This is a genomic window from Sporomusaceae bacterium, from assembly GCA_031460455.1.
Classification (GTDB): domain Bacteria; phylum Bacillota; class Negativicutes; order Sporomusales; family UBA7701; genus Anaeroselena.
In genome coordinates, this window is the sequence record JAVKTQ010000007.1 from 111,155 (window position 1) to 130,600 (window position 19,446).

Annotated in this window: 22 protein-coding genes and 1 riboswitch; of the genes, 6 read left to right on the plus strand and 16 right to left on the minus strand. The window is 61.4% G+C overall.

Features of this window, described 5'->3' with window-relative positions:
* Positions 1-206: 206 nt before the first annotated feature.
* The gene (gene tsaD, locus RIN56_11975) at positions 207-1,223 is read right to left on the minus strand and encodes a tRNA (adenosine(37)-N6)-threonylcarbamoyltransferase complex transferase subunit TsaD (GenBank protein MDR7867530.1); all 1,017 of its coding nucleotides are present in this window, start codon (positions 1,221-1,223) and stop codon (positions 207-209) included.
* A gap of 111 nt (positions 1,224-1,334) precedes the next feature.
* Here tsaD and RIN56_11980 point away from each other — a divergent pair, with 111 nt between their 5' ends.
* The gene (locus tag RIN56_11980) at positions 1,335-1,538 is read left to right on the plus strand and encodes an alpha/beta-type small acid-soluble spore protein (protein MDR7867531.1); all 204 of its coding nucleotides are present in this window, start codon (positions 1,335-1,337) and stop codon (positions 1,536-1,538) included.
* 119 nt (positions 1,539-1,657) lie between these two features.
* On the opposite strand, the gene rimI is transcribed toward RIN56_11980, so the two are convergent.
* The 4 genes from rimI to thiL are packed head-to-tail and all read right to left on the minus strand — an operon-like array spanning position 1,658 to position 4,258.
* Positions 1,658-2,128: a ribosomal protein S18-alanine N-acetyltransferase gene (gene rimI, locus RIN56_11985; GenBank protein ID MDR7867532.1), complete on the minus strand. Its 471-nt coding sequence runs from the start codon at positions 2,126-2,128 to the stop codon at positions 1,658-1,660.
* A complete protein-coding gene (tsaB, locus tag RIN56_11990) occupies positions 2,095-2,799 on the minus strand; it encodes a tRNA (adenosine(37)-N6)-threonylcarbamoyltransferase complex dimerization subunit type 1 TsaB (protein ID MDR7867533.1) in 705 nt (234 codons plus the stop codon). The genes rimI and tsaB overlap by 34 nt, the downstream gene beginning before the upstream one ends.
* Positions 2,793-3,260: a tRNA (adenosine(37)-N6)-threonylcarbamoyltransferase complex ATPase subunit type 1 TsaE gene (gene tsaE / locus RIN56_11995; protein MDR7867534.1), complete on the minus strand. Its 468-nt coding sequence runs from the start codon at positions 3,258-3,260 to the stop codon at positions 2,793-2,795. The genes tsaB and tsaE overlap by 7 nt, the downstream gene beginning before the upstream one ends.
* An 11-nt stretch (positions 3,261-3,271) precedes the next feature.
* Positions 3,272-4,258 (minus strand): thiamine-phosphate kinase, encoded by a 987-nt coding sequence (gene thiL / locus RIN56_12000; protein ID MDR7867535.1) that lies wholly within the window; start codon positions 4,256-4,258, stop codon positions 3,272-3,274.
* Positions 4,259-4,410: 152 nt separating this feature from the next.
* On the opposite strand from thiL, the gene RIN56_12005 reads away from it, so the two are divergent.
* Positions 4,411-5,979, plus strand: a complete 1,569-nt coding sequence (locus tag RIN56_12005; GenBank protein MDR7867536.1) for a sigma 54-interacting transcriptional regulator — start codon at positions 4,411-4,413, stop codon at positions 5,977-5,979.
* Position 5,980: 1 nt separating this feature from the next.
* Positions 5,981-7,093: an alanine racemase gene (alr, locus tag RIN56_12010; GenBank protein MDR7867537.1), complete on the plus strand. Its 1,113-nt coding sequence runs from the start codon at positions 5,981-5,983 to the stop codon at positions 7,091-7,093.
* Between the two features lie 215 nt (positions 7,094-7,308).
* On the opposite strand, the gene thiC is transcribed toward alr, so the two are convergent.
* The 9 genes from thiC to acpS all read right to left on the minus strand — a co-directional run bounded on the left by thiC (position 7,309) and on the right by acpS (position 14,689).
* Positions 7,309-8,610: a phosphomethylpyrimidine synthase ThiC gene (thiC, locus tag RIN56_12015; GenBank protein MDR7867538.1), complete on the minus strand. Its 1,302-nt coding sequence runs from the start codon at positions 8,608-8,610 to the stop codon at positions 7,309-7,311.
* 72 nt (positions 8,611-8,682) lie between these two features.
* Positions 8,683-8,780, minus strand: a riboswitch (TPP riboswitch).
* 40 nt (positions 8,781-8,820) lie between these two features.
* Positions 8,821-9,384 carry a GerMN domain-containing protein gene (locus RIN56_12020; GenBank protein ID MDR7867539.1) on the minus strand — a complete coding sequence of 188 codons (564 nt, stop codon included), beginning with the start codon at positions 9,382-9,384 and terminating at the stop codon, positions 8,821-8,823.
* A complete protein-coding gene (locus RIN56_12025) occupies positions 9,384-10,535 on the minus strand; it encodes an N-acetylmuramoyl-L-alanine amidase (GenBank protein ID MDR7867540.1) in 1,152 nt (383 codons plus the stop codon). The genes RIN56_12020 and RIN56_12025 overlap by 1 nt, the downstream gene beginning before the upstream one ends.
* Before the next feature lie 182 nt (positions 10,536-10,717).
* Entirely contained in the window at positions 10,718-10,939 is a 222-nt protein-coding gene (locus RIN56_12030; protein MDR7867541.1) for a DUF3006 domain-containing protein, read from the minus strand.
* Between the two features lies 1 nt (position 10,940).
* Positions 10,941-11,810, minus strand: a complete 870-nt coding sequence (locus RIN56_12035; protein ID MDR7867542.1) for a ComEC/Rec2 family competence protein — start codon at positions 11,808-11,810, stop codon at positions 10,941-10,943.
* Between the two features lie 111 nt (positions 11,811-11,921).
* The gene (locus RIN56_12040; protein ID MDR7867543.1) at positions 11,922-12,272 is read right to left on the minus strand and encodes a type II toxin-antitoxin system PemK/MazF family toxin; all 351 of its coding nucleotides are present in this window, start codon (positions 12,270-12,272) and stop codon (positions 11,922-11,924) included.
* Position 12,273: 1 nt separating this feature from the next.
* Entirely contained in the window at positions 12,274-12,549 is a 276-nt protein-coding gene (locus RIN56_12045; protein ID MDR7867544.1) for a ribbon-helix-helix protein, CopG family, read from the minus strand.
* A gap of 209 nt (positions 12,550-12,758) precedes the next feature.
* Entirely contained in the window at positions 12,759-14,309 is a 1,551-nt protein-coding gene (locus RIN56_12050) for an NAD(P)H-hydrate dehydratase (GenBank protein MDR7867545.1), read from the minus strand.
* Positions 14,306-14,689, minus strand: coding sequence for a holo-ACP synthase (gene acpS / locus RIN56_12055; protein MDR7867546.1), 384 nt, complete (start codon positions 14,687-14,689; stop codon positions 14,306-14,308). The genes RIN56_12050 and acpS overlap by 4 nt, the downstream gene beginning before the upstream one ends.
* Before the next feature lie 188 nt (positions 14,690-14,877).
* Here acpS and RIN56_12060 point away from each other — a divergent pair, with 188 nt between their 5' ends.
* Positions 14,878-15,282, plus strand: coding sequence for a YckD family protein (locus RIN56_12060; GenBank protein ID MDR7867547.1), 405 nt, complete (start codon positions 14,878-14,880; stop codon positions 15,280-15,282).
* Between the two features lie 41 nt (positions 15,283-15,323).
* On the opposite strand, the gene splB is transcribed toward RIN56_12060, so the two are convergent.
* Positions 15,324-16,349 (minus strand): spore photoproduct lyase, encoded by a 1,026-nt coding sequence (gene splB / locus RIN56_12065; protein ID MDR7867548.1) that lies wholly within the window; start codon positions 16,347-16,349, stop codon positions 15,324-15,326.
* A 127-nt stretch (positions 16,350-16,476) separates the two neighbouring features.
* Here splB and RIN56_12070 point away from each other — a divergent pair, with 127 nt between their 5' ends.
* Both RIN56_12070 and RIN56_12075 read left to right on the plus strand, forming a co-directional pair.
* Positions 16,477-17,136, plus strand: a complete 660-nt coding sequence (locus tag RIN56_12070; GenBank protein ID MDR7867549.1) for a rhomboid family intramembrane serine protease — start codon at positions 16,477-16,479, stop codon at positions 17,134-17,136.
* Positions 17,137-17,192: 56 nt separating this feature from the next.
* On the plus strand, positions 17,193-17,660 hold the full coding sequence (locus tag RIN56_12075) for a hypothetical protein (GenBank protein MDR7867550.1): 468 nt from the start codon (positions 17,193-17,195) through the stop codon (positions 17,658-17,660).
* 59 nt (positions 17,661-17,719) lie between these two features.
* On the opposite strand, the gene RIN56_12080 is transcribed toward RIN56_12075, so the two are convergent.
* Positions 17,720-19,399, minus strand: a complete 1,680-nt coding sequence (locus RIN56_12080; GenBank protein ID MDR7867551.1) for an FAD-dependent oxidoreductase — start codon at positions 19,397-19,399, stop codon at positions 17,720-17,722.
* Between the last annotated feature and the right edge of the window lie 47 nt (positions 19,400-19,446).

Consider the following 19,446-nt stretch of genomic DNA (forward strand, 5'->3'; position numbering starts at 1 on the left):
AGAATATGCGACATTTCCCTCGACACATTCGGACATATAAGAATACTGTTCGCTATTTTTTATACCCATAAGTGCGTGACCGACAAGTCATCCCAGGGTTATCAACACAATTCACAGGTTTATCCACAGAAAACAGCGTTGCTATTCGTCATTTTTTTACATTTTAGCCACTTTATCCACAATTGTAGGATAATTCCTTTTCCACATCAGTAGCGTCGTTCTCCCAGCCTGAGGGACGGTACGGCGTTGAGGCTGAGCCCCGCCCAGTGACCGGCAAGGTGCTGGTAGTGGGCGCGGCAGGCGATCATGGCGGCGTTGTCGGTGCAGTAGACAGGCGGGGGGTAGTGGAGCGTCATGTTGTATTCGGCGCACCGGGCGGCGAGGTCGGCGCGCAGACGGCCGTTGGCCGCCACCCCGCCTGCCAGGACGACATTGCCGATGCCGGCGTCTCTGGCCGCTTGCACGGTTTTTGCGACGAGAACGTCGACGACCGCGGCCTGGAAGCTGGCGGCGACGTCGGCTTCGTTTATTGCCTCGCCACGCTGGCGGGCGACGTTGAGGTGGTTGAGGACCGCGGATTTGAGACCGCTGAAGCTAAATTCCAAGCCTGCGCCGCTCAGGGCGCGAGGGAAAGCGATCGCCTCAGGGTCGCCTTCCGTAGCCAATTTTTCGATCTCCGGGCCGCCGGGGTACGGCAGCCTGAGAACCCGGGCCACTTTGTCGAAGGCTTCGCCGGCGGCGTCGTCGCGCGTCTGCCCCAGGAGGCGAAAGCGGTTGTAGTCGGCAAGCTCGACCAGCGAGGTGTGGCCGCCGGATACGACGAGGGCGATGAGCGGGGGGGCGAGTTCGGGGTCGGCGAGAAAGTTGGCGAAGATGTGGCCCTCGAGGTGGTTGACGCCGATAAGCGGTTTGCCGGCGGCAAAAGACAGGGCTTTGGCAGCGGCAACGCCGACAAGCAGCGCGCCCACCAGCCCCGGTCCGTAGGTCACGCCGATGGCGTCGATGTCGGCCAGTTTCACGCCGGCGTCAATGAGTGCCTGGTGGACGACCGGCATGACGTTTTCGATGTGCTTGCGGGAGGCGAGCTCTGGCACGACACCGCCGTAGCGCTGGTGCAGATCAACTTGGGAAGATATGATGTTCGACAGGACTGTCCGTCCGTCGGCTACAACGGCCGCCGATGTTTCGTCGCAGCTTGTCTCCAGGCCGAGTATCAGGGTCAAGGGCTAAACGCTCCTTTTTGGTAGTAATATTTACAATGTATCCGCAAAAATTAAAAGTGCACAATAGTAATGGGCATGAAAACAAGATTGCCCGAGAAAGGGGGGAATTAAATGGCACGCTCGAGAAAACCCGTGAATCCTGCCGCCGAAAACGCTCTTGACTCGATGAAGTTCGAAATCGCTTCCGAGCTGGGTATTGCCGAGCGCGTTCGTTCCCAGGGCTGGAACACTATGACCTCGGCCGACTGCGGTCGCGTTGGCGGTCATATGGTCCGCAAGATGATTGAGCAATATGAATCGAATAACCTCACCTAAGGGTTCCAAGGGGCGGCTACGGCCGCCCCTTTATATTGGGGTTGTAACACCGGGCGGGGCGCCGGCATATCTTATAGCACAATCACCCCTTAGCCACGTCAAGTGGCTCCTTTTTTTGCCTACAGTTTGTCCCGCCACATTATGACGGCGTCTTCTTTGGTGTCGGTGTAGTAGCCGGGCCGGACGCCCCTGGCTTCGAAACCAAGTTTGCTGTAAAGGCGCCGGGCGGCGTTGTTGGACGGCCTGACTTCGAGGGTCATGCGGGCTGCTCCCAGAGCCTTTGCAATCATGCACAGCGCGCCCATAAGCCTCGATCCCAGCCCCCGGCCGCGGAAGGCCGGCAGCAGGGCAACGTTGGTGACGTGGGCTTCGTCGAGGATTACCCACATGCCGGCGTAGCCGACGACCTGGCCTTCGGCTTCGGCGACAAGATAGCAGGCGAGGTCGTTGTCTTCGATCTCGGCGACGAACGCCGTCCGGGACCAGGGGGTGACAAACGACGATTCTTCCACCGTAAGCACGGCATCTATGTCGGCCAGTTCCATTGCGCGGATGTTCAGCTCGGTCGGCAGATCTGACGTTTCTCCCATAATTCCTCCGCTTCCGACCGTCTGATGTATAATGGCTCGACGCCCATTACGTCGTGGCGTTCGCCCGCAGCGAGAAGCCTGGCGCCAAGCAGGGCGACGCTGCCGGCCCGCGGCATGGCGACGTGAGGCGCGGCAATGGCGATTCCTGCCTGGCGGAATGTGTCGGCGTAGAGCTCGGCCGCTTCGCCGAGGAGCAGCACTGGCTCGGGTCGTGCGGACAGCAGGGCGGCGGCGGCTTCATGGGTCATAACCGCCGGCGGCGTCACTTCGTCGAGACTGCCGCCCCGCCACCGGTAGAGGGCTATATAGATGTTGCCTTTTTGGGCATCCATGGTCGGCGCGAGAACTGCTCCGGGCACGGGACAGCCGTAGGCCAGCGCGGCCAGGGTGGGAACGCCGATTATCGGGATGTTGAGGGCGTAAGCCAGGGCTTTGGCGGTCGCCAGACCAATCCTCAGGCCGGTGAACGACCCCGGACCAATGCTGACAGCGATGGCGCCGACGGCGGATTTGTCCGTGTCGGCCAGAGCCAGGAGTTGTTCGATGTGGGGCATCAGTCGTTCGGAGTGGGTTTTCTTCGTCTGGATGGTCAGCTCGGCCAGCAGCCTTTCGGGGGTGGCAAGGGCCACGCTCGATACCAGCGTGGCGGTGTCCAGGGCCAGTATCAGCATTTGTCGCTCAGCTCCTCGCACAGGAGGCGGTACCGCCCGCCCGTCGGCGTCAGTTGGATGATGCGGTCGCTTTCCCCGGCGCCGCCTGTCAGTTCGATGAGAAGATGCTCATCCGGCATGGCGGCGGGGAACTTGTCCGCCCATTCGATGACGGCGACGCCGTCAGCCCCGGCATAGTCAGCGAAGCCGATATCGTCCAGTTGGTTTTCGTTGTCCATCCGGTAGAGGTCGAAGTGATAGAGGGGCAGGCGACCGGTTTCGTATACCTGCAGGATGGTGAAGGTCGGGCTGGTTACGTCGTCGCCGATGCCGAGGCCGGCGGCGATACCCTTGACGAGAAGGGTTTTGCCGGCCCCCAGGTCACCGGTCAGGCAAAGAACGTCGCCGGCCGCCAGCAACCGGCCGAGGGTGCGGCCGCAGGTGAATGTAGCGGCAGGTGCGCAGGTTTTTATTGTCAGCATGGTTGCTCCCTTTAGCGAAAGTGATTGTAGCCGCGGGGTTCGAGGGGTCGGGCTACGCCGCAGGCGACAAGCGCTACCCCTTGTTCCTGGCCGGTGACTTCGCCGACGACCGTCAGGCCGCCACGATAAGTGATCTGTTCAAACTTTTCCGGGCCGATGGTGAACACCAGCTCGAAGTCTTCGCCGCCGAACAGGGCGTAGTCGAGCGGCTGGCGGCCGAACAGGGCCGCCGCTTCGACAAGCTGTGGGGAAAGGGGTATACGGTCGGCGTAGATTTTTATCCCGACCCCGCCGGCTTTGGCGAGTTCGTTGGCCTCGCTGGCCAGGCCGTCGCTTATGTCGTCGGCGCTGGCGGCGCCCCAGGCTGCCAGTCTCAGACCGGTGGCGATCTGCGGACGCGGCGTGAGGTGGGCGGTGACGAGCGGCCAGGCGAATTCGTGCTCCTCCCAGCCGGGGGTGCGCAGCAGGTCAAGGCCGCAGGCCGAGTCGCCGAGGGTGCCGGTGACCACGACAAGGTCGCCGGGACGGGATCCTGAGCGCTTCAAGAGTCCTGCTGGCGCCACTTCGCCGGTGACGGCGGCGTTGACGACCAGGCCGCTGGGGCTGGCGACGGTGTCGCCGCCGATGATGTTGACGGCGAACTCGCGGCAGATTTCTTTCATTCCCTGATATAGGTCGACGACGAACTCCACCGGCAGGTGCGCAGGCAGGCCGACCGAGACTACGGCTTGCCTGGGACGGCCGCCCATGGCGGCGATATCGCTGAGGTTGACGGCGATCGCCTTGTACCCGAGCTGCCAGGGCGTTGTTTTATCGAGCAGGAAGTGGACGTTTTCGACCAGCATGTCGGTGGTTATCAGCTGTAAGAGGCCCGGCCCCGGGCGGTACGCGGCGGCATCGTCGCCGATTCCCACCACGACGTCGGCCGGCTCGACGATGGCGCCTTCCTTTATGCGGTCGATGAGACCGAATTCGCCGATTTCGCTGAGATGCATCATATCACCGTCTCATAAAAATCCGTGTTTGGTTTATACTACCATTTCACAGTTTAGTATACCACGCCGGCAAAAAAAGTTGTACCAGGCGAAGGATTATGCCTGGCCGCTGTTTAATTCTGTAATATTATTCCTCTTGGGAAGGATGTCCGCCGATGCAGCTGCTCCGCCTGCGCATCCCCAACATCGACCGGGTCGGGCTGGTTCTCGATATCTCGCAGGTGCTGGCTGCCCGCCGTTTTAATATCCTGACGATGGAGGTCGAGCCCAACACCGTTTTCCTGGAAACCGAGATGACCGTGCCGGCGGATAAAGACTCCGTCATCGCTGCCCTCAAATCCATCCCCCAGGTTATCGACGCGCTCGAGATCGACCTTATGCCCCACCAGGAGAAGGCCGAACAGATCAAGGCGGTGCTTGCCTCGGTCGGCGAGGGCATCGTCGCCATAAACCACCACGGCGAGGTTACCCACTATAACCCGGCGGCGGAAATGATCGTCCGCCTCCCCTACCAGGAGGTCATCGGCCGCCCACTGGCCGAGATTTCGCCCGATCTGCCCCTGCTGGAGACGCTGCGTACGGGGGCGGTTTATAACAACCGCGAGATTGTCCTCGAAAGGACCAAGAGCCACTACCTGGCCAGCGGTCGCCCCATCCTGGGAGCACGGGGCCGGATAATCGGCGCGGTGGCCGTCCTCAAGGATATCAGCGACGTGCGGGAACTTGTCTATACCGTTACCGGGCAGATGATGTTCACCTTCGACGAGATTCTATATACCAGCGCCGCGATGCAACAGGTGGTCACGGTGGCTAAAACCATCGCCCGCGGCGACTCCACGGTGCTCATCCGCGGCGAGACGGGCACCGGCAAGGAGCTGTTCGCCCGCGCCATCCATGCCGCTTCCCCTCGGGCCGACAAGGTCTTCGTGCCTCTCAACTGTGCCGCCGTCCCCGACACGCTGTTGGAAAGCGAGCTGTTCGGTTACGAGGAAGGATCCTTCACCGGCGCGGTGAAGGGCGGCAAGCAGGGCCTGTTCGAGTTCGCCAACAACGGCACCCTCTTTCTCGACGAGATCGGCGAGCTGTCCTCCCACCTCCAGGCCAAGCTGCTGCGGGTGTTGCAGGACGGCAAGGTGCGCCGCCTGGGCGGCACGCGGGAGAATACCGTAAATGTGAGGATACTGGCGGCCACCAACCGGCATCTCGAGGAGATGATCGCCAAGGGCGCCTTCCGAGAAGATCTTTATTACCGGCTTAACGTTATTCCTCTTTTCCTCCCGCCATTGCGGGAGCGGCACGAGGATATCCCTATCCTCGTGCAGTATTTCCTGAAGAGGTTCGCCGCCAAGCTCCAGAAGCCCGTCGACGCCATTAGCGAGACGGCGCTCGCCAAGCTGACCGCCTACCACTGGCCGGGCAATATCCGCGAACTGGAGAATGTCATTGAGCGGGCGGTCAACATCGTCGGCGACAAGATTATCCTCACCGGCCATATCGTCCTCGATCAGGGTCAGACCCCCCTGCCGCGGGGCGCTGCCGCTCCCGAACGCCCGCTGGAGGAGACGCTGGACGAAGTGGAGCGGGATGTGCTGCTGCAAGCCCTCAAACGCTACCGGACTTCGCGGCAGATCGGGGCAATCCTCGGCCTTTCCCACACCGCCGTCCTAAAAAAGCTGCGTAAACACGGCCTGTCGATAGGGAAAAAAAGCGATAGAAGGGGTTAGCATGCGACCTACCTACGCCGAGATCGATCTGGCGGCCATCCGCCACAACATCCGCCAGGTACGCGAAGCTGCGGGCCAGGCGGTCAAGCTCGTGGCCGTCGTCAAGGCGAACGCTTACGGCCACGGGGCCGTGAAGGTGAGCCGGGCGGCCCTGGAGGCCGGCGCCGACTGTCTGGCGGTGGCTCTCCCGGAAGAAGGCGCCGAACTCAGGGGGGCCGGTCTGGCGGTGCCGATCTTCGTTCTTGGCCTCACCCTCCCGGACCAGGCAAAGCTGGTGGTCGACTACCACCTCATCGCCACGGTCGCCACGATGGACAGTATCAGAGCCCTTTCCCACGCCGCCCGTGACGCCGGCCGCCGCTGCCGCATCGTGCTCAAGACCGACACGGGCATGGGCCGCATCGGCGTTGCCCCCGTGCAGCTCGAGGAATTCCGCCAGTACATCCAGGCCAGCCCCGGCGTGGAACTCGTCGGCGTCTTCACCCACCTCGCGACGGCCGACGCGGCCGATAAAACCTATGCCGAAAAACAGCTCGCCGCTTTCCGGGCCGCCGTTGACCGGCTGGCCGCCAAAACCAGCCTGCCCTATGTTTCGGCCGCCAACAGCGCCACCGCCATCGATCTCCCTCTGGGCCGTTTCAACACCGTCCGGACGGGCATCGTCATCTATGGCCTGCCGCCTTCCCGCGAGATGCACAAAAGCCTCGACCTCCGTCCCGCCATGCAGCTGAAAACCCGTATCGCCTTTATCAAGGAGGTTTCCGCCGGCACCCCGGTTAGTTACGGGTGTACCTATACTACCGAACGCCCCACCTTCCTCGCCACGCTGCCGGTGGGCTACGCCGACGGCTACAGCCGCCACCTGTCGAATAAGGCTTCCGTCCTGATCGGCGAAAAGCGCCGGCCGGTGGTCGGACGGGTGTGCATGGATCAGATAGTTGTCGACCTGGGAGCGGATGGGGATGCGGCCGTCGGCGACGAAGCAGTCCTTTTCGGCCGCCAGGGCAAGGAGGAGATTACGCTGACCGAACTCGCCGAGCTCGCCGGAACGATAAATTACGAGCTGGCCTGCGCCGTCAGCGCAAGGGTCCCGCGGGTGTTCGCAAACGAGTAACAGAAGTAAAAACCAAGAGCGCCCCGCAAATGCGGGGCGCTCTTGGTTTAGGCAATGTCAGACTGGTGAGAAAGGTCCAGATGCAAGGCGCACCGGAAGAGCGCGCCGCGCCGAGTACTTTGGGACGTACGCAAGCAAGCGCTCTGAGGAGCAACGCCGCAGATGGGCCTTTCTCACCAGTCTGAGCGCCCCGCAAATGCGGGGCGCTCCTGTAATCAGCACCTTTCGATCGGTTTGCCCAGGTACTCGCTGACGATCTTCATCGCGCAGTAGTTGCCGCACATCGAGCATGCCTCGGCGCCGTCGGGGTTGCGCTCCTTGCGGTAGCGGCCGGCCTTGACGGGGTCGATGGCGAGTTCGATTTGTTTTTCCCAATCGAGAGCTTTGCGGGCTTTGGCCATGGACAGGTCCCATTCCCACGCCCCTTTGACGCCTTTGACGATATCGGCGGCGTGGCCGGCGATGCGCGAGGCGATGACCCCTTCGCGTACGTCGTCGATAGTCGGCAGGCCGAGGTGTTCGGCCGGGGTGACATAGCAGAGGAAGTCGGCGCCGGCGGCGGCGGCCAGCGTGCCGCCGATGGCGGCGGTGATGTGGTCGTAGCCGGGAGCGACGTCGGTGACGAGCGGGCCGAGAACATAGAAGGGCGCGCCTTTGCAGATCTGTTTTTGCAGTTTGACGTTGGCCTCGATCTGGTTGTAGGGTACATGGCCGGGGCCTTCGACAAGCACCTGGACGCCTTTGGCCCACGCCCGGTCGACGAGTTCGCCGAGGGTGAGCAGTTCCTCGAGCTGAGCGCGGTCGGTGGCGTCGGCGAGACAGCCCGGCCGCAGGCCGTCGCCGAGACTGATGGTGACGTCGTAGGCGGCGCAGATGTCCATAAGTTCGTCGTAGCGCTCGTAAAGGGGGTTTTCCTTGTCGTTGTGGAGCATCCAGCCGGTGATGAAGGAGCCGCCGCGGCTGACGATGTCGGTGACCCGTCCCTGCTGGCGAAGCCTGGCGATGCTGGCCTGGGTGATGCCGCAGTGGATGGTCATGAAGTCGGCGCCGTCTTTGGCGTGTTTTTCGATGGTGCGGAAGATGTCGTCGCCCGTCATTTCGACGATCGAGCCTCTGTTTTTGATCGCCTCGACAGTGGCCTGATAGATGGGCACCGTGCCCACAGGTATCGTGGAGTGCTTGATGATCTCCCGGCGGGAGTAGTCGATGTTGTCGCCGGTACTGAGATCCATAACGGCGTCGGCCCCGGCGTCGATGGCGGCCTGGAGCTTGGCCAGTTCGGGCTCGACGGCGGGATAGGCGCTCGAGGTGCCGATGTTGGCGTTAACTTTGGTCTTGAGGCCAAGACCGAAGCCACGCGGTTCTAGGCTGGCGTGGTTGATATTCGCGCATATCGTCACCGTGCCGGCCGCCACCCGTTCGCGGATGCTTTCCGGCGCGATTCCCTCCTCGGCCGCCACCGCCGCCATAGCCGGGGTAATCTGGCCACTCAGGGCCTTTTTCATCTGAGTCGTCATCGCAAATCCTCCTACTAATCGTTTATGCAATAAAAAACAGCCATCCAACGAACGGTTAGATGGCTGCCAGTTGCCTGGTAAAACCCACTTCCCTACGCTGGTATTAACCAGAAATCAGGTTCCAAGGGTCGGCTTGCGCCTCTCAGCATTACGCTCCCCTAGTGGTGCGGTATTCGGTTGCAGTCTTATTTTACCAGATGCTATTGCGGCTCACAAGGACTTTTTAATGATCTTTTCCGACCTGCTCAGCGGTTCGCTGGTGTCCATATGGCCGTACAGGGTCTGGATCTTTCTGCCTTCGACCATGATCTGAACCTTGTAGATATCGGCGAATTCGGTCACGGTGTTGACGATGGCGCTCACGGCCAGGATTTCGCCGGCCGAGCCGCCGCTGCCGTTCTTGACGAGTTTGTCGTTGAAGTCCACGTAAGCGATATGGTCCTTGACGGTTATACCCCTGAGCTTGGTCCCGGCGGGCAGGGCGCGGACAAGTTCGGGGGTTTTCGGCCCGGCCAGCAGCTGCTCTACGGCAGCCTGGACGGGTTGGTCTGTTTTCGGGAGAGTGTGGGTTTCCGGCACGAGAAATGCGGCGTCTTGGGTGGCGTGGTATACAGTGACGGACATCGTCTCGGCGGCCGGCGGTGTCGCCTGTTTCTCCGGCTGCTTGGCGCCGGGCGGTTGGCCGGTGACAGCCTGGTCGGGTTCACAGCCTGCCGCGAAGAGCGCGATGAGGAAGACGGCCACTAATGCAATATATCTGCTGCGATTGGACATCACCATTCACCCCCCTTGGTGGCTGCCTGGGCAAAGAAGCTTTCAATGCCCTGGACGATGCCTTCGGCCATCTTCTGCTGGAATTGGGGACTGGCCAGCAGTTTTTCCTCGGCCGGATTGGACAGAAACGCCATCTCGACGAGCGCAGCCGGCATTGTGGTGCGCTTGATCACGTAGAAGTTCGCCGGCAGGGTCCCTTTGTCCTTCAGACCGCCAGCCTCCAGCATGCCTGCCTGGAGGTTGTTTGCCAGCAGGTAATCGTAGCGGGTCTTCTGGTAGAAATATGTAGAGGTGCCGTCGGCGCTACGGTTGGCGGCGGCGTTGGAGTGGATGCTGACGAATATGTCGGCTTTTTTGACGTTGGCGATGGTGGCTCTCGCCTTGAGTTCATCGACGGCCGATGCGTTGGGGCCGAAGACGTCGCGGTCATCCTGGTGGGTCATGACGACTTTAGCTCCCGCCTTGTCGAGAAGCGCCTTGACTCTGAGGGCGACAGCAAGGTTGACGTTCTTTTCCCTGCTGCCCGCCAGGCCGACTGCGCCAGGGTCGCTGCCGCCGTGGCCGGGATCGAGGACGATGGTCTTGCCTTTCAAACCCGCGGTGAAGTTGAATTTGGCCGGGGGCAGGGGCTGGTTGATATCGATAACCACGCGATTCGGTTTCTTGTTGGGAATGTCCTGCGGCAGGGTAAATACCTTGTATTCCCCTTCGTCGACCATCAGTGGCAGTTCCACCGTTATGACGGTGTTCCGGTCGTCTTCGGATTTCATGCTGATGCTGTCGGCGATGCGGCCGTCAAGGTCGATTTCGGTGTCTGTCTGGCCTGGAACCGCACCTTTGACGTTGACAACGAGGCGTGGCGTGGGCGAGGCGGAAACCGTGCCGCTGACCTGAACAGGGCCGGTTGTGTCGATGACAAGGCGAAGCCTGCCGGCGCCGGTGACGGCGTCGGTGTGGTTGGCCCAGCGGATCTGTGTCAGCTGTTGACCGCCGGGAGTGATCGAGGCGCCGGCGGTTTTGCCGACGACGGCCAGCAGTTTGCTGCCGGGCTGGTAGGCCACTGGAGACGTCGGCGCTTTGGCCGCGTAGCCCGCCGAGGAGACGGCCAGCACAACACTAATTACCAGGAAACAGAGGACGCGGCGCAACACAACACCTCCCTATTGCGACGTGTTATGTTACAGTTCGCCTTTTATAGTCAAATTCCTGCCAGTTTCATGTCTGATTTTTTATGTTACGCTCACAACTTGTCTGTAAACTGTTTATTTAAAGCTAAAAAGGAAAAATAAGGAGGCGGCAATACCGCCTCTTTTAGGTTGCAGATGGGGCTTTATCAACGGCCGCTGTTCAATAATTTGCGCAGCAGGTCCTCCGCCTCCGCTTTGGCCGCGCGGGTCGCCTCGCGATCGACGCTCATGGACAGCCACAGGACATCTCCCTCCGCGGTTTCCTCCGGGAGGACCGCCCGCGGCCAGGACACGGATTCTTCGGCGTCACCCACGAGCAGGACCGCTTTTTCGCCTTCAAATCTGTCTAATACCGCCCTTACGCGCATGTCATTTCTCCTTGGTAATGGTGTAGGTTTTGCCGTCGCTGGCGATGGTGACCGTGCCGTCGGTGTCGGTGCGGTAGATCTTCAGCTTTTGGTCCCCGTAGCGTTTCATGAGCGACGGGTGGGGATGATGGTATTCGTTGTTCGCCCCGACTGGGATGACAGCCGCCTCGGGAGCGACAGCCTTGAGGAAAGCGGGCGAGGACGAGGTGCGGCTGCCGTGGTGGCCGCTTTTCAGCACCTGGCTTTTCAGGCCTGCGCCGTATTTTTTGACTATGGCCGCCTCGGCTTCCTGCTCGGCGTCGGCGGCGAGCAGCAGCGCAAAGCCGCCGTAAGCGAGCCGGGCGACGATCGAGTTGTTGTTGAGGCCGGCGTCGCTGGCGAAGAGTGGCACGGGCGGATTCAGTATCTTGAGCGTGCCGCCGCCGATGTCGATTTCTTTGCCGTCGGCGAGCAGCGCGAAGGGGATGCTCTTTTTCTGCACGGCTGTGAGGTATTGACGATAGAGGGCGCTGGTGGTTGTCTGTCCGCTGTCGTAGACCCGCTTGACGGTGAAGTTGTCGAGGATGGCGACGGCGCCGCCGATGTGGTCGGCGTGAGGATGGGTGACGATAAAGGTGTCGATTGTTTGGACGCCCTGCTTCTTTATGTAGGCAACCAGCTTGTCCCTGGCCGGAACGTCGCCGCTGTCGATCAGGGTGACTTGACCGGGGGTGCGGATGAGGATGGCGTCCCCCTGCCCGACGTCGATGACGTTGACCACCAGGTTGTCCACCTTGGCACGGTCGGCCGCAGGCGCGCCGCACCCGGCCGCGATAACCAGCGACAGCGCCAGCGCGGCAAGGGCGAATGCCCAGCTTCGTCTGAACTGCATCTTCTTCCTCCTCGGCTTTTGCGTTGTAGACGGCTTATCTTGCTGCATTGCCAATTATTATATACCAGGGCGGCAATTAAAAAAATAGGCACACGAGCGCCTATCCGCAAGTCAAAGCAGAATGAGCCCCAGGCTAATCCTGATGGCCTCGTCCACTTTCGTCATGACTTCTTCGCTCAAATGAGTAATTTTCTCTTTCAAGCGGCGTTTATCGATTGTTCTGAGCTGTTCCAGCAGTATGACCGAATCTTTGTCGAGGTTGAACTGTTTGGCGCTGATCTCAACGTGGGTTGGCAATTTCGCCTTGGATATCTGGGATGTGATAGCGGCGACGATAACGGTAGGACTATATTTATTGCCAACATCGTTCTGAATGACCAGCACGGGCCGGTGTCCACCCTGTTCCGATCCGACCACCGGGCTCAGGTTTGCATAATAAATGTCCCCGCGCTTAACGATCATCCTATTCACGCTCCACTAGCAAGGTGGGCATCATCTCGTACACTTCCACATCGGCGGTAAGGCCTTCCTCGGCCAAAGACAGGTTGATGACGGCCATTTCCTGATAGCCTTTGCGCATCAAATCTCTAACAGCCTTGCGTTTGCGTTCCTCGATGTAAAGGCGCATGGCTTCCCGCACGAATTGGCTGCGACTAAGCTTTTCCATGGCAATAAAGCCGTCGACTTCCTGCAGCAAGCTGTTAGGGATGCTTATCATGATACGCTTTAACTCGGCCACACCATCACCCCCGCCTCAGGTTATGCACGATATAACATAATATATAATCATTATATGAGTATTGATATACGAATGTCAATGATGCCGCTATACTGAAAAGCCGTTTTAAGCCTGTCAATCGCTGGATTCCCGCTTGTACTGTATCATGGTTAAGTATGCATTGGCAAGACGCAAATTATGCCGAAAAACGCAAATGTTGGCAACCGCGTTCAGGTGTTGTGCAGGGAGGCGATGGCTGCCGGGAGCGCCGCAAGGAGGTCGCCGGCCGCCATTCCGATCACCCCTGCACGGGATGCTGTCCCGCCCGCCAGGCCGTGGAGGAATACGCCGGCGACGGCGGCGTCGTGGCTGGTGAGGCCCTGGGCGACGAGGGCGGCGATGACGCCGGTGAGCACGTCGCCGGCGCCACCGGTGGCCAGGGCGGCGTTGCCGGTGGTGTTGATGAATACTTCGCCGTCAGGATAGGCGATGACTGTGCCCGGTCCTTTGAGCACGACGATGGCGGCCAGGGCGGCGGCCGCGTCGCGGGCTGCCGAGAGCCGGTCGGCGTTGATGACCGCCAGGGGGCGCCCCGTCAGGCGGGCAAGTTCGCCTGGATGGGGCGTGAGGACGGCGAGGGCTTCGGTTTCGAGCAGGATTTCGGTGTGGCCGGCGAGGGCGTTGAGGCCGTCGGCGTCGATGACGAGCGGGCAGCGGACGCTGCGCACGATTTCCCTTACTGCGGCGAAAGTTTCCTCGGCGCGGCCGAGGCCCGGCCCGACAGCCAGGACGTCTGCGGTTTCGGCGAGGGCGGCGATTTCTCCGACGGCCGCCAATCCGATGATGCCGTTGGTCTCTTCGGGCAGCGGCCTGGTCATTACTTCGGTCAGCTTGACTTCCATTATAGGGTTGAGGCCGGCGGCGATTCCCAGCGTCACCAGACCAGCCCCGGCGCGCACCGCCGCCATCGCGGCGAGGGCGGCGGCGCCGGTGAGCCCCGGCGATCCGGCGGCGAGCGCGACCCGGCCTCCGGTGCCTTTGTGGGCCCAGGGGGCGCGCGGCGGCAGGAGGCGCCGGACAAGCCCGGCGGTGACGGTGTTTTGCCGGATGGCGCCGTCGGCGAGGAGCGCGGGCGGCAGGCCGATGTCGGCGACGGTCAGCGAGCCGGCGTGGGCTGCGCCGGGCTGAAAGAGGAGGCCCGGTTTCGGCAGCCCGAAGGTGACGGTATGGGTGGCGCTGACAGCTACACCCCGCACGCGGCCGGTGTCGGCGTCGATGCCGGTGGGGATGTCGGCGGCGACGACGGGCTTGCCGGCGGCGTTGATTATCTTGGCGACCGCGGCGAGGTCGCCGCCGACTTCGCCGCTGAAGCCGGTGCCGAGCAGGGCGTCGACCAGGCAGTCGGCGAAGGCGGTCGCAAGGGCCGCTTTGTCGCAGTCGCGCTCGCCGACGATTTCGATCACTTCGGTACCCATCTTCAGGAGGATGTCGAGGTTGGCGAGGGCGTCGCCGCCGACGGCGCTTTTCGCCCCCAGCAGGAAGACCTTGACCTTGGCGCCGCGGGCTGCCAGATGGCGGGCGGCTACGGAGCCGTCGCCGCCGTTATTTCCTTTGCCGCAGAATATGCATACTTTCTTGTCAGCCGTGCCGCCGAGGATGTCGGCTACCTTGCGGGCCACTTCGCCGCCGGCGTTCTCCATGAGGGCAATGCCGGCGAGGCCGTATTGGTTCATGGCCTGTTCGTCGATGCGGCGCATCTCCGCTGCCGTAGTCACCTTCACGGTTGTTCGCCTCCCCACAGGACAGCTTGCGCGGCCGCGTATTCGCGGGCGTGGCTCAACGAGATGTGGACGGCGGTCACGCCCATTTTTGCGGACAATTCACCGAAGCAGCCGTGGAGTTTCACTGTCGGCCGTCCGTTGGCGTCCGCCAGTATCTCGACGTCTTGCCAGGTGCCTGCCGACAGTCCGGTGCCGAACGCTTTCATGACCGCCTCTTTGCCGGCGAAACGGGCGGCATAGGAGGCAGGCCTCTGCACGCCCCGCCTGTCGCAATACTCGCGCTCGGCGGCGGTGAAGACGCGGCGGACGAAGCTGTCCCGCTCTACGGCCGCCCCGATGCGGTCGATTTCGATGATGTCGATGCCGATACCCACTATCACGCGGGCCACCTCGTTTCGCAGTGTTATGGGTCTATTATTCCGTTTTCGGCGGCGCATTCCCTGCCTACATGGGTAATTTTCCCTTTATCGTCGGTCTGCATGTTTCACATTTTTGTCACAACTGCGTCATATTTTTGCCAAATTGGTTTTTTATAATAAAAGCAAATAAACCTCAAGGAGGAACAAACATGAAAAAGACAATCGCCTATGTAACCCTCGTAGCAATGGTGCTGGTGGTCGCCGCCTCGCTGGTCGTGAGCGCCGCCCCCGCCCAGAATCCGCCTCCCGGCCCGCAGCGCCAGGCCATCACCCTCACCGACGACCAGAAGAAGGAACTCGCCCCGCTCTATGACAAGATGTTCGAGACCAGGAAAGAGATCATGCAGAAATACGTCGACTTCGGCTACATGACCCAGGAACAGGCCGACCAGCGCGCCGCCTGGATGAAAGAGCGCATGAGCCAGGGATACGGCCCCGGCATGATGGGCAAAGGCTTCGGCAGAGGCCATGGGATGGGCAAAGGCCCCGGCTTCGGCCAGGGCGGACGCGGCCCCTGCTTCCAGCAGCCGCAGCAGCCGGCCGCCAACCAGTAGCAACTGAAAAAGAAGCCCTTGCTGACGCAAGGGCTTCTTTTTTATACGAAATATTCCACCTTGGCCGCCGGAAAATACATATCTGCCTGCTCACGCATGGAGTCGCCGATGGCGCGCATTATGGCGGGGTCATAGACGTATTTGCCGTAGCCGAACTGGCCGAATTTGTACTTGCGCTCTTCCTCGTCCATGGGCAGGCCGGTTTCGGGGAAGATGGCGGCGATGTTGGCTTTGGCCCGTTTGGTGAAGCGATGGGTGATGAATTCGAAGGTCAGGTCCTGCGCGGCCGCTTCCGGCAAGGCCTCGGCCAGCCTGCGGAAGAGGGCGCCGTAATCCTCCCGCCAGGCAGGGTAGTGAAAGATGGGGGCGATGATGAAGCCCAGCGGGTACCCTGCCCCGGCCACCTGCGCAGCCGCCGCCACCCTTTCCGCCAGGCCAGGGGTGCGGTGCTCGTACTGGCGGATGACGGCAGCGGTGTTAAGGCTGAAGCGGAAGCGGGTGTGGCCATTGTGGGCGGCGTCCAAGAGCGGCGCCACGTCGACGTGCTTGGTGACAAAGCGGAACCTTCCCAGGGGTTCGCGGCCGAAATGCTCTATTGTGGTGCGCAAAAGCCCGGTGAGGTATTCGGTGGGGATGGGGTCGGAGGTTGCCGCCCCCTCGAATACGGTTATTTCCGGGGCACGCGCCGCGATATATTCACCGGCTTTGGCCAGTATGTCCGCGATATTCACGTATACTCTCAGGTACGGCCGCCTGCCCAGGGTGGTGGCGAGGTAGCAGTATTCGCACATGCCCGGGCAACTGGTGTTGAGCGGCAGCTGGTAGTGGGCCGACGGCTTGCAGGTCGCGAAGTCGGCGCTTTTTCGCACCCCGACCACCAGCGTCCGCTTGGCCTCACGGTAGGCCTCGCCTGCGGTTTTGCCAGGCAGCCCGGTCACGCGGTTATGCGAGCCGGTGAGCTGAACCGGCACTTTGATCGACCGCAGGCTGTCGTACAGCTTGCGGCCCAGAGGGTAATCCAGGGATGCCGGTTCGAAATAGGCCCTGGCGGGAACGAAACGTTGCATGCGTCCACCCCTCGCGCGTTTTTTTCGCTGATAGTATCCCCTCGCGGGAAATTTTCCATCAGCACTGGCGAAAGTATCGGCAGGGCTATAGAATAATAATAAGCATCCTGACAGGAGGTTTCGATCTGTGTTTCCCCTCCGCGACAACATCCCGTCCCGCGCATGGCCGCTGGTAACCGTTGCCCTCATCGCCGCCAATTTTTATATTTTCTATCAGGAACTGCTCCTCAGCGACGTCGCGCTGGGCAAATTCATCAACACCTGGGGCCTCGTGCCGGCGGATTTTATCGCCCGGCTGGTCCGCGAGCCCTTGCAGCCTGCGACGTATGCGCCGCTCTTCGCCAATCTCTTTCTCCACGGCGGCTGGATGCACATCCTCGGCAATATGTGGTATCTGTGGATTTTCGGCGATAATATCGAAGACAAGCTGGGCAAAATCCGCTTTCTCCTTTTCTATATTCTGTGCGGCGTAATCGCCAACGCAGCCCAGATCGTCGTCGACCCCGGCTCCACCATCCCGACGGTCGGGGCCAGCGGCGCCATTTCCGGCGTGCTGGGCGGCTATCTCATGCTTTTCCCGCGGGCGCGCATCGCCACTCTCGTGCCTCTTTTCCCCATCTTCCCCATCCTCCAGATACCAGCCCTGCTTTTCCTGCCGCTATGGTTCTTCCTCCAGCTTTACCAGGGGGCCGCCGCCCTGTTTATGGCCGGCGCGAATATCGCCTGGTGGGCGCATATCGGCGGCTTCGCGGCCGGCTTTGTGCTGGTCAGAATCGTTAAGGCTTAGTATAATCGGGCCTCTTCCCGGCCAACCTATCTGCAAACGGCAAAGGAGTTGGCGCTGTGTTGCAGAAACTATCGCCCTGGCTGGCGGCCGGGCTAACCACCGGGCTCGTCGTCACCTTGGGGCTATGGCTTACGGCGGCCATTTTTTTCAATACCTTCATCATCGGTCAGCGCGTCGCCCCGGACCAGAAGATGGTCGCGGCGCTCATCGAAACCGGCCTCAACAACCCCGAAGTCCAGGCGGCGGTCAAGCACCAGGTCATGCTCTACCTGCGTTCGCCAGAGGGCAAGGCCCGCCTGGCGGAAATGATAAAGTCGCCGGAGATGGTCAAGGCCTTGTCGGAGAACATCCAGTCGCCCGAGATGCGGATCGCCATCCTCAAGTTGATGGAAGTGCCCGAATTCCGCGCCGCCGTCCTCGACATCGTCAAGGACACGCCCGAGATGAAGACCCTCACCATCCTGTCCGCGGCCATCGTCTGGGACCCCCAGCCGGCGACGTCGGCAACCGAGCCTTATTTCTGACACACAAAAAAGAGCCGCAAACGGCTCTTTTTTTATGTGTTTCTTGCGTGCAACCAGGCTTATTTATCGCATTCGAATGGCCAGGCGTTGATGCCGCCCTCCATGACCTGCACGTTCTTGAAGTCCCCGCCTTCGAGGATGAGGGCCGCTTCGTAGCCCCGCAGGCTGATTTTGCAGAAGGCGACGATTTCGTCGTCCTTGTTCAGTTCGGCCAGCCGGCTGCGGAGCTGGCCCAGCGGAATGTACTGCACGTTCCCGCCGGGCAGCTTGCCCTGCTGCTTTACTTCGTCAGGGGTGCGGACGTCGAGGAATACCGTTTTGCCCACATCGATTTTCTCTTTGGCCGTCAGCGAGGAAATGCCTTTGAGCCTGCCGGCCAGCTTGTTGAGAACGGCCAGCGCGGCGACCGCCACGTTGTCGATCGGCGAGTTGAAAGGCGGGGCGTAGGCAACGTCGATGTCGAAGAGGTCGCCGACCGTACCGCCGAGAGTGATGGCGGTGGCGACAATGTCGATGCGCTTGGCGATTTCGCCCTCACCGAAGGCCTGGGCGCCGAGGATGCGGCCGGTATTGGCCTCGGCGATGAGTTTGACGGTGATGAGTTTGGCCCCCGGCATGTAGTGGGGCCGGTCGTGGCCGCCGACCATGGCGGTGACGTAATCGTAGCCGAGGCGTTTGGCGTCCCGTTCACTCAGGCCGGTCTTGCCGACGTTCATGTCGAGCACTTTGACGACGACCGTGCCGAGGACGCCGCGGAATTTCTCGTCGCCGCCGAGCAGGTTATCGCCGATCACCCGGCCGTGCTTGTTGGCCGTCGAGCCCATCGGCGTGAAGATCTTCTCGCCTGAGATGATGTGAGTGTTTTCGACGCAGTCGCCGCCGGCGAAGATGTCGGGGTCGCTGGTGCGCAGGTTTTCGTTGACCGCGATCGCGCCCGTCGAGCCGATGGCGAGGCCGGCGTTTTTGGCCAGAACGACGTTCGGACGAACGCCGATGGCGAGGATGACGAGGTCTGCCGGGATGGTCCGCTGATCGGTGACTACGGCCGACACCGCTCCGTCGCCGGTGAATTTCTCGACTTTTTCGCCGGTCAGGAGGGTCAGGCCCTGTTGGCGGGCGTACTTGGCCACCGAGCCGGCGATTTCCTCGTCAAGGAACGCAGGGAATATCTGGTTCTGCATTTCGATGACGGTGACGTTGACTTCCCACAGTTTGAGGGCTTCGGCCATTTCCAGCCCCACAAGGCCGGCGCCGATTATGACGGCGTTCGCGAACTTGCCCCGCTCGAGCCCCGCCCGCACCGCCTTGGCGTCGTCGGGATGCCAGAGCTGGAAGACGTTTTCAAGCTCTATTCCCGGCAGCGGCGGTTTGACCGGTACGGCGCCGGTGGCGATGACCAGCTTGTCGTAGGGCAGTTTCCGTTCCTCGCCGCTGGCGAGATCTTTGACGGTTACTTCCTTGGCGGCCCTGTCGATACCGGTGGCCAGTGTTTCGGTCAGTACGTCGATGTCCTTTACGTTCTTGAAGAAAGCCTGATTGCGCACCGCGCCGGCGGGGGTCGTCATCAGCTGGTTGATGTCCTGCACGTCGCCGGCCACGTAATAGGGCAGGCCGCACGCCCCGTAGGAAATCATCTTGCCTTTTTCAACCACGGTAATCCGGGCGGCCGGGTCGACGCGTCTGGCTTTGGCCGCAGCCTTAAGCCCGGCGGCAACGCCGCCGATAATCACGATATTCATCAATTTACCCCTTTCGCCGATGGATTTCACCTTCGATTGTATGTTGA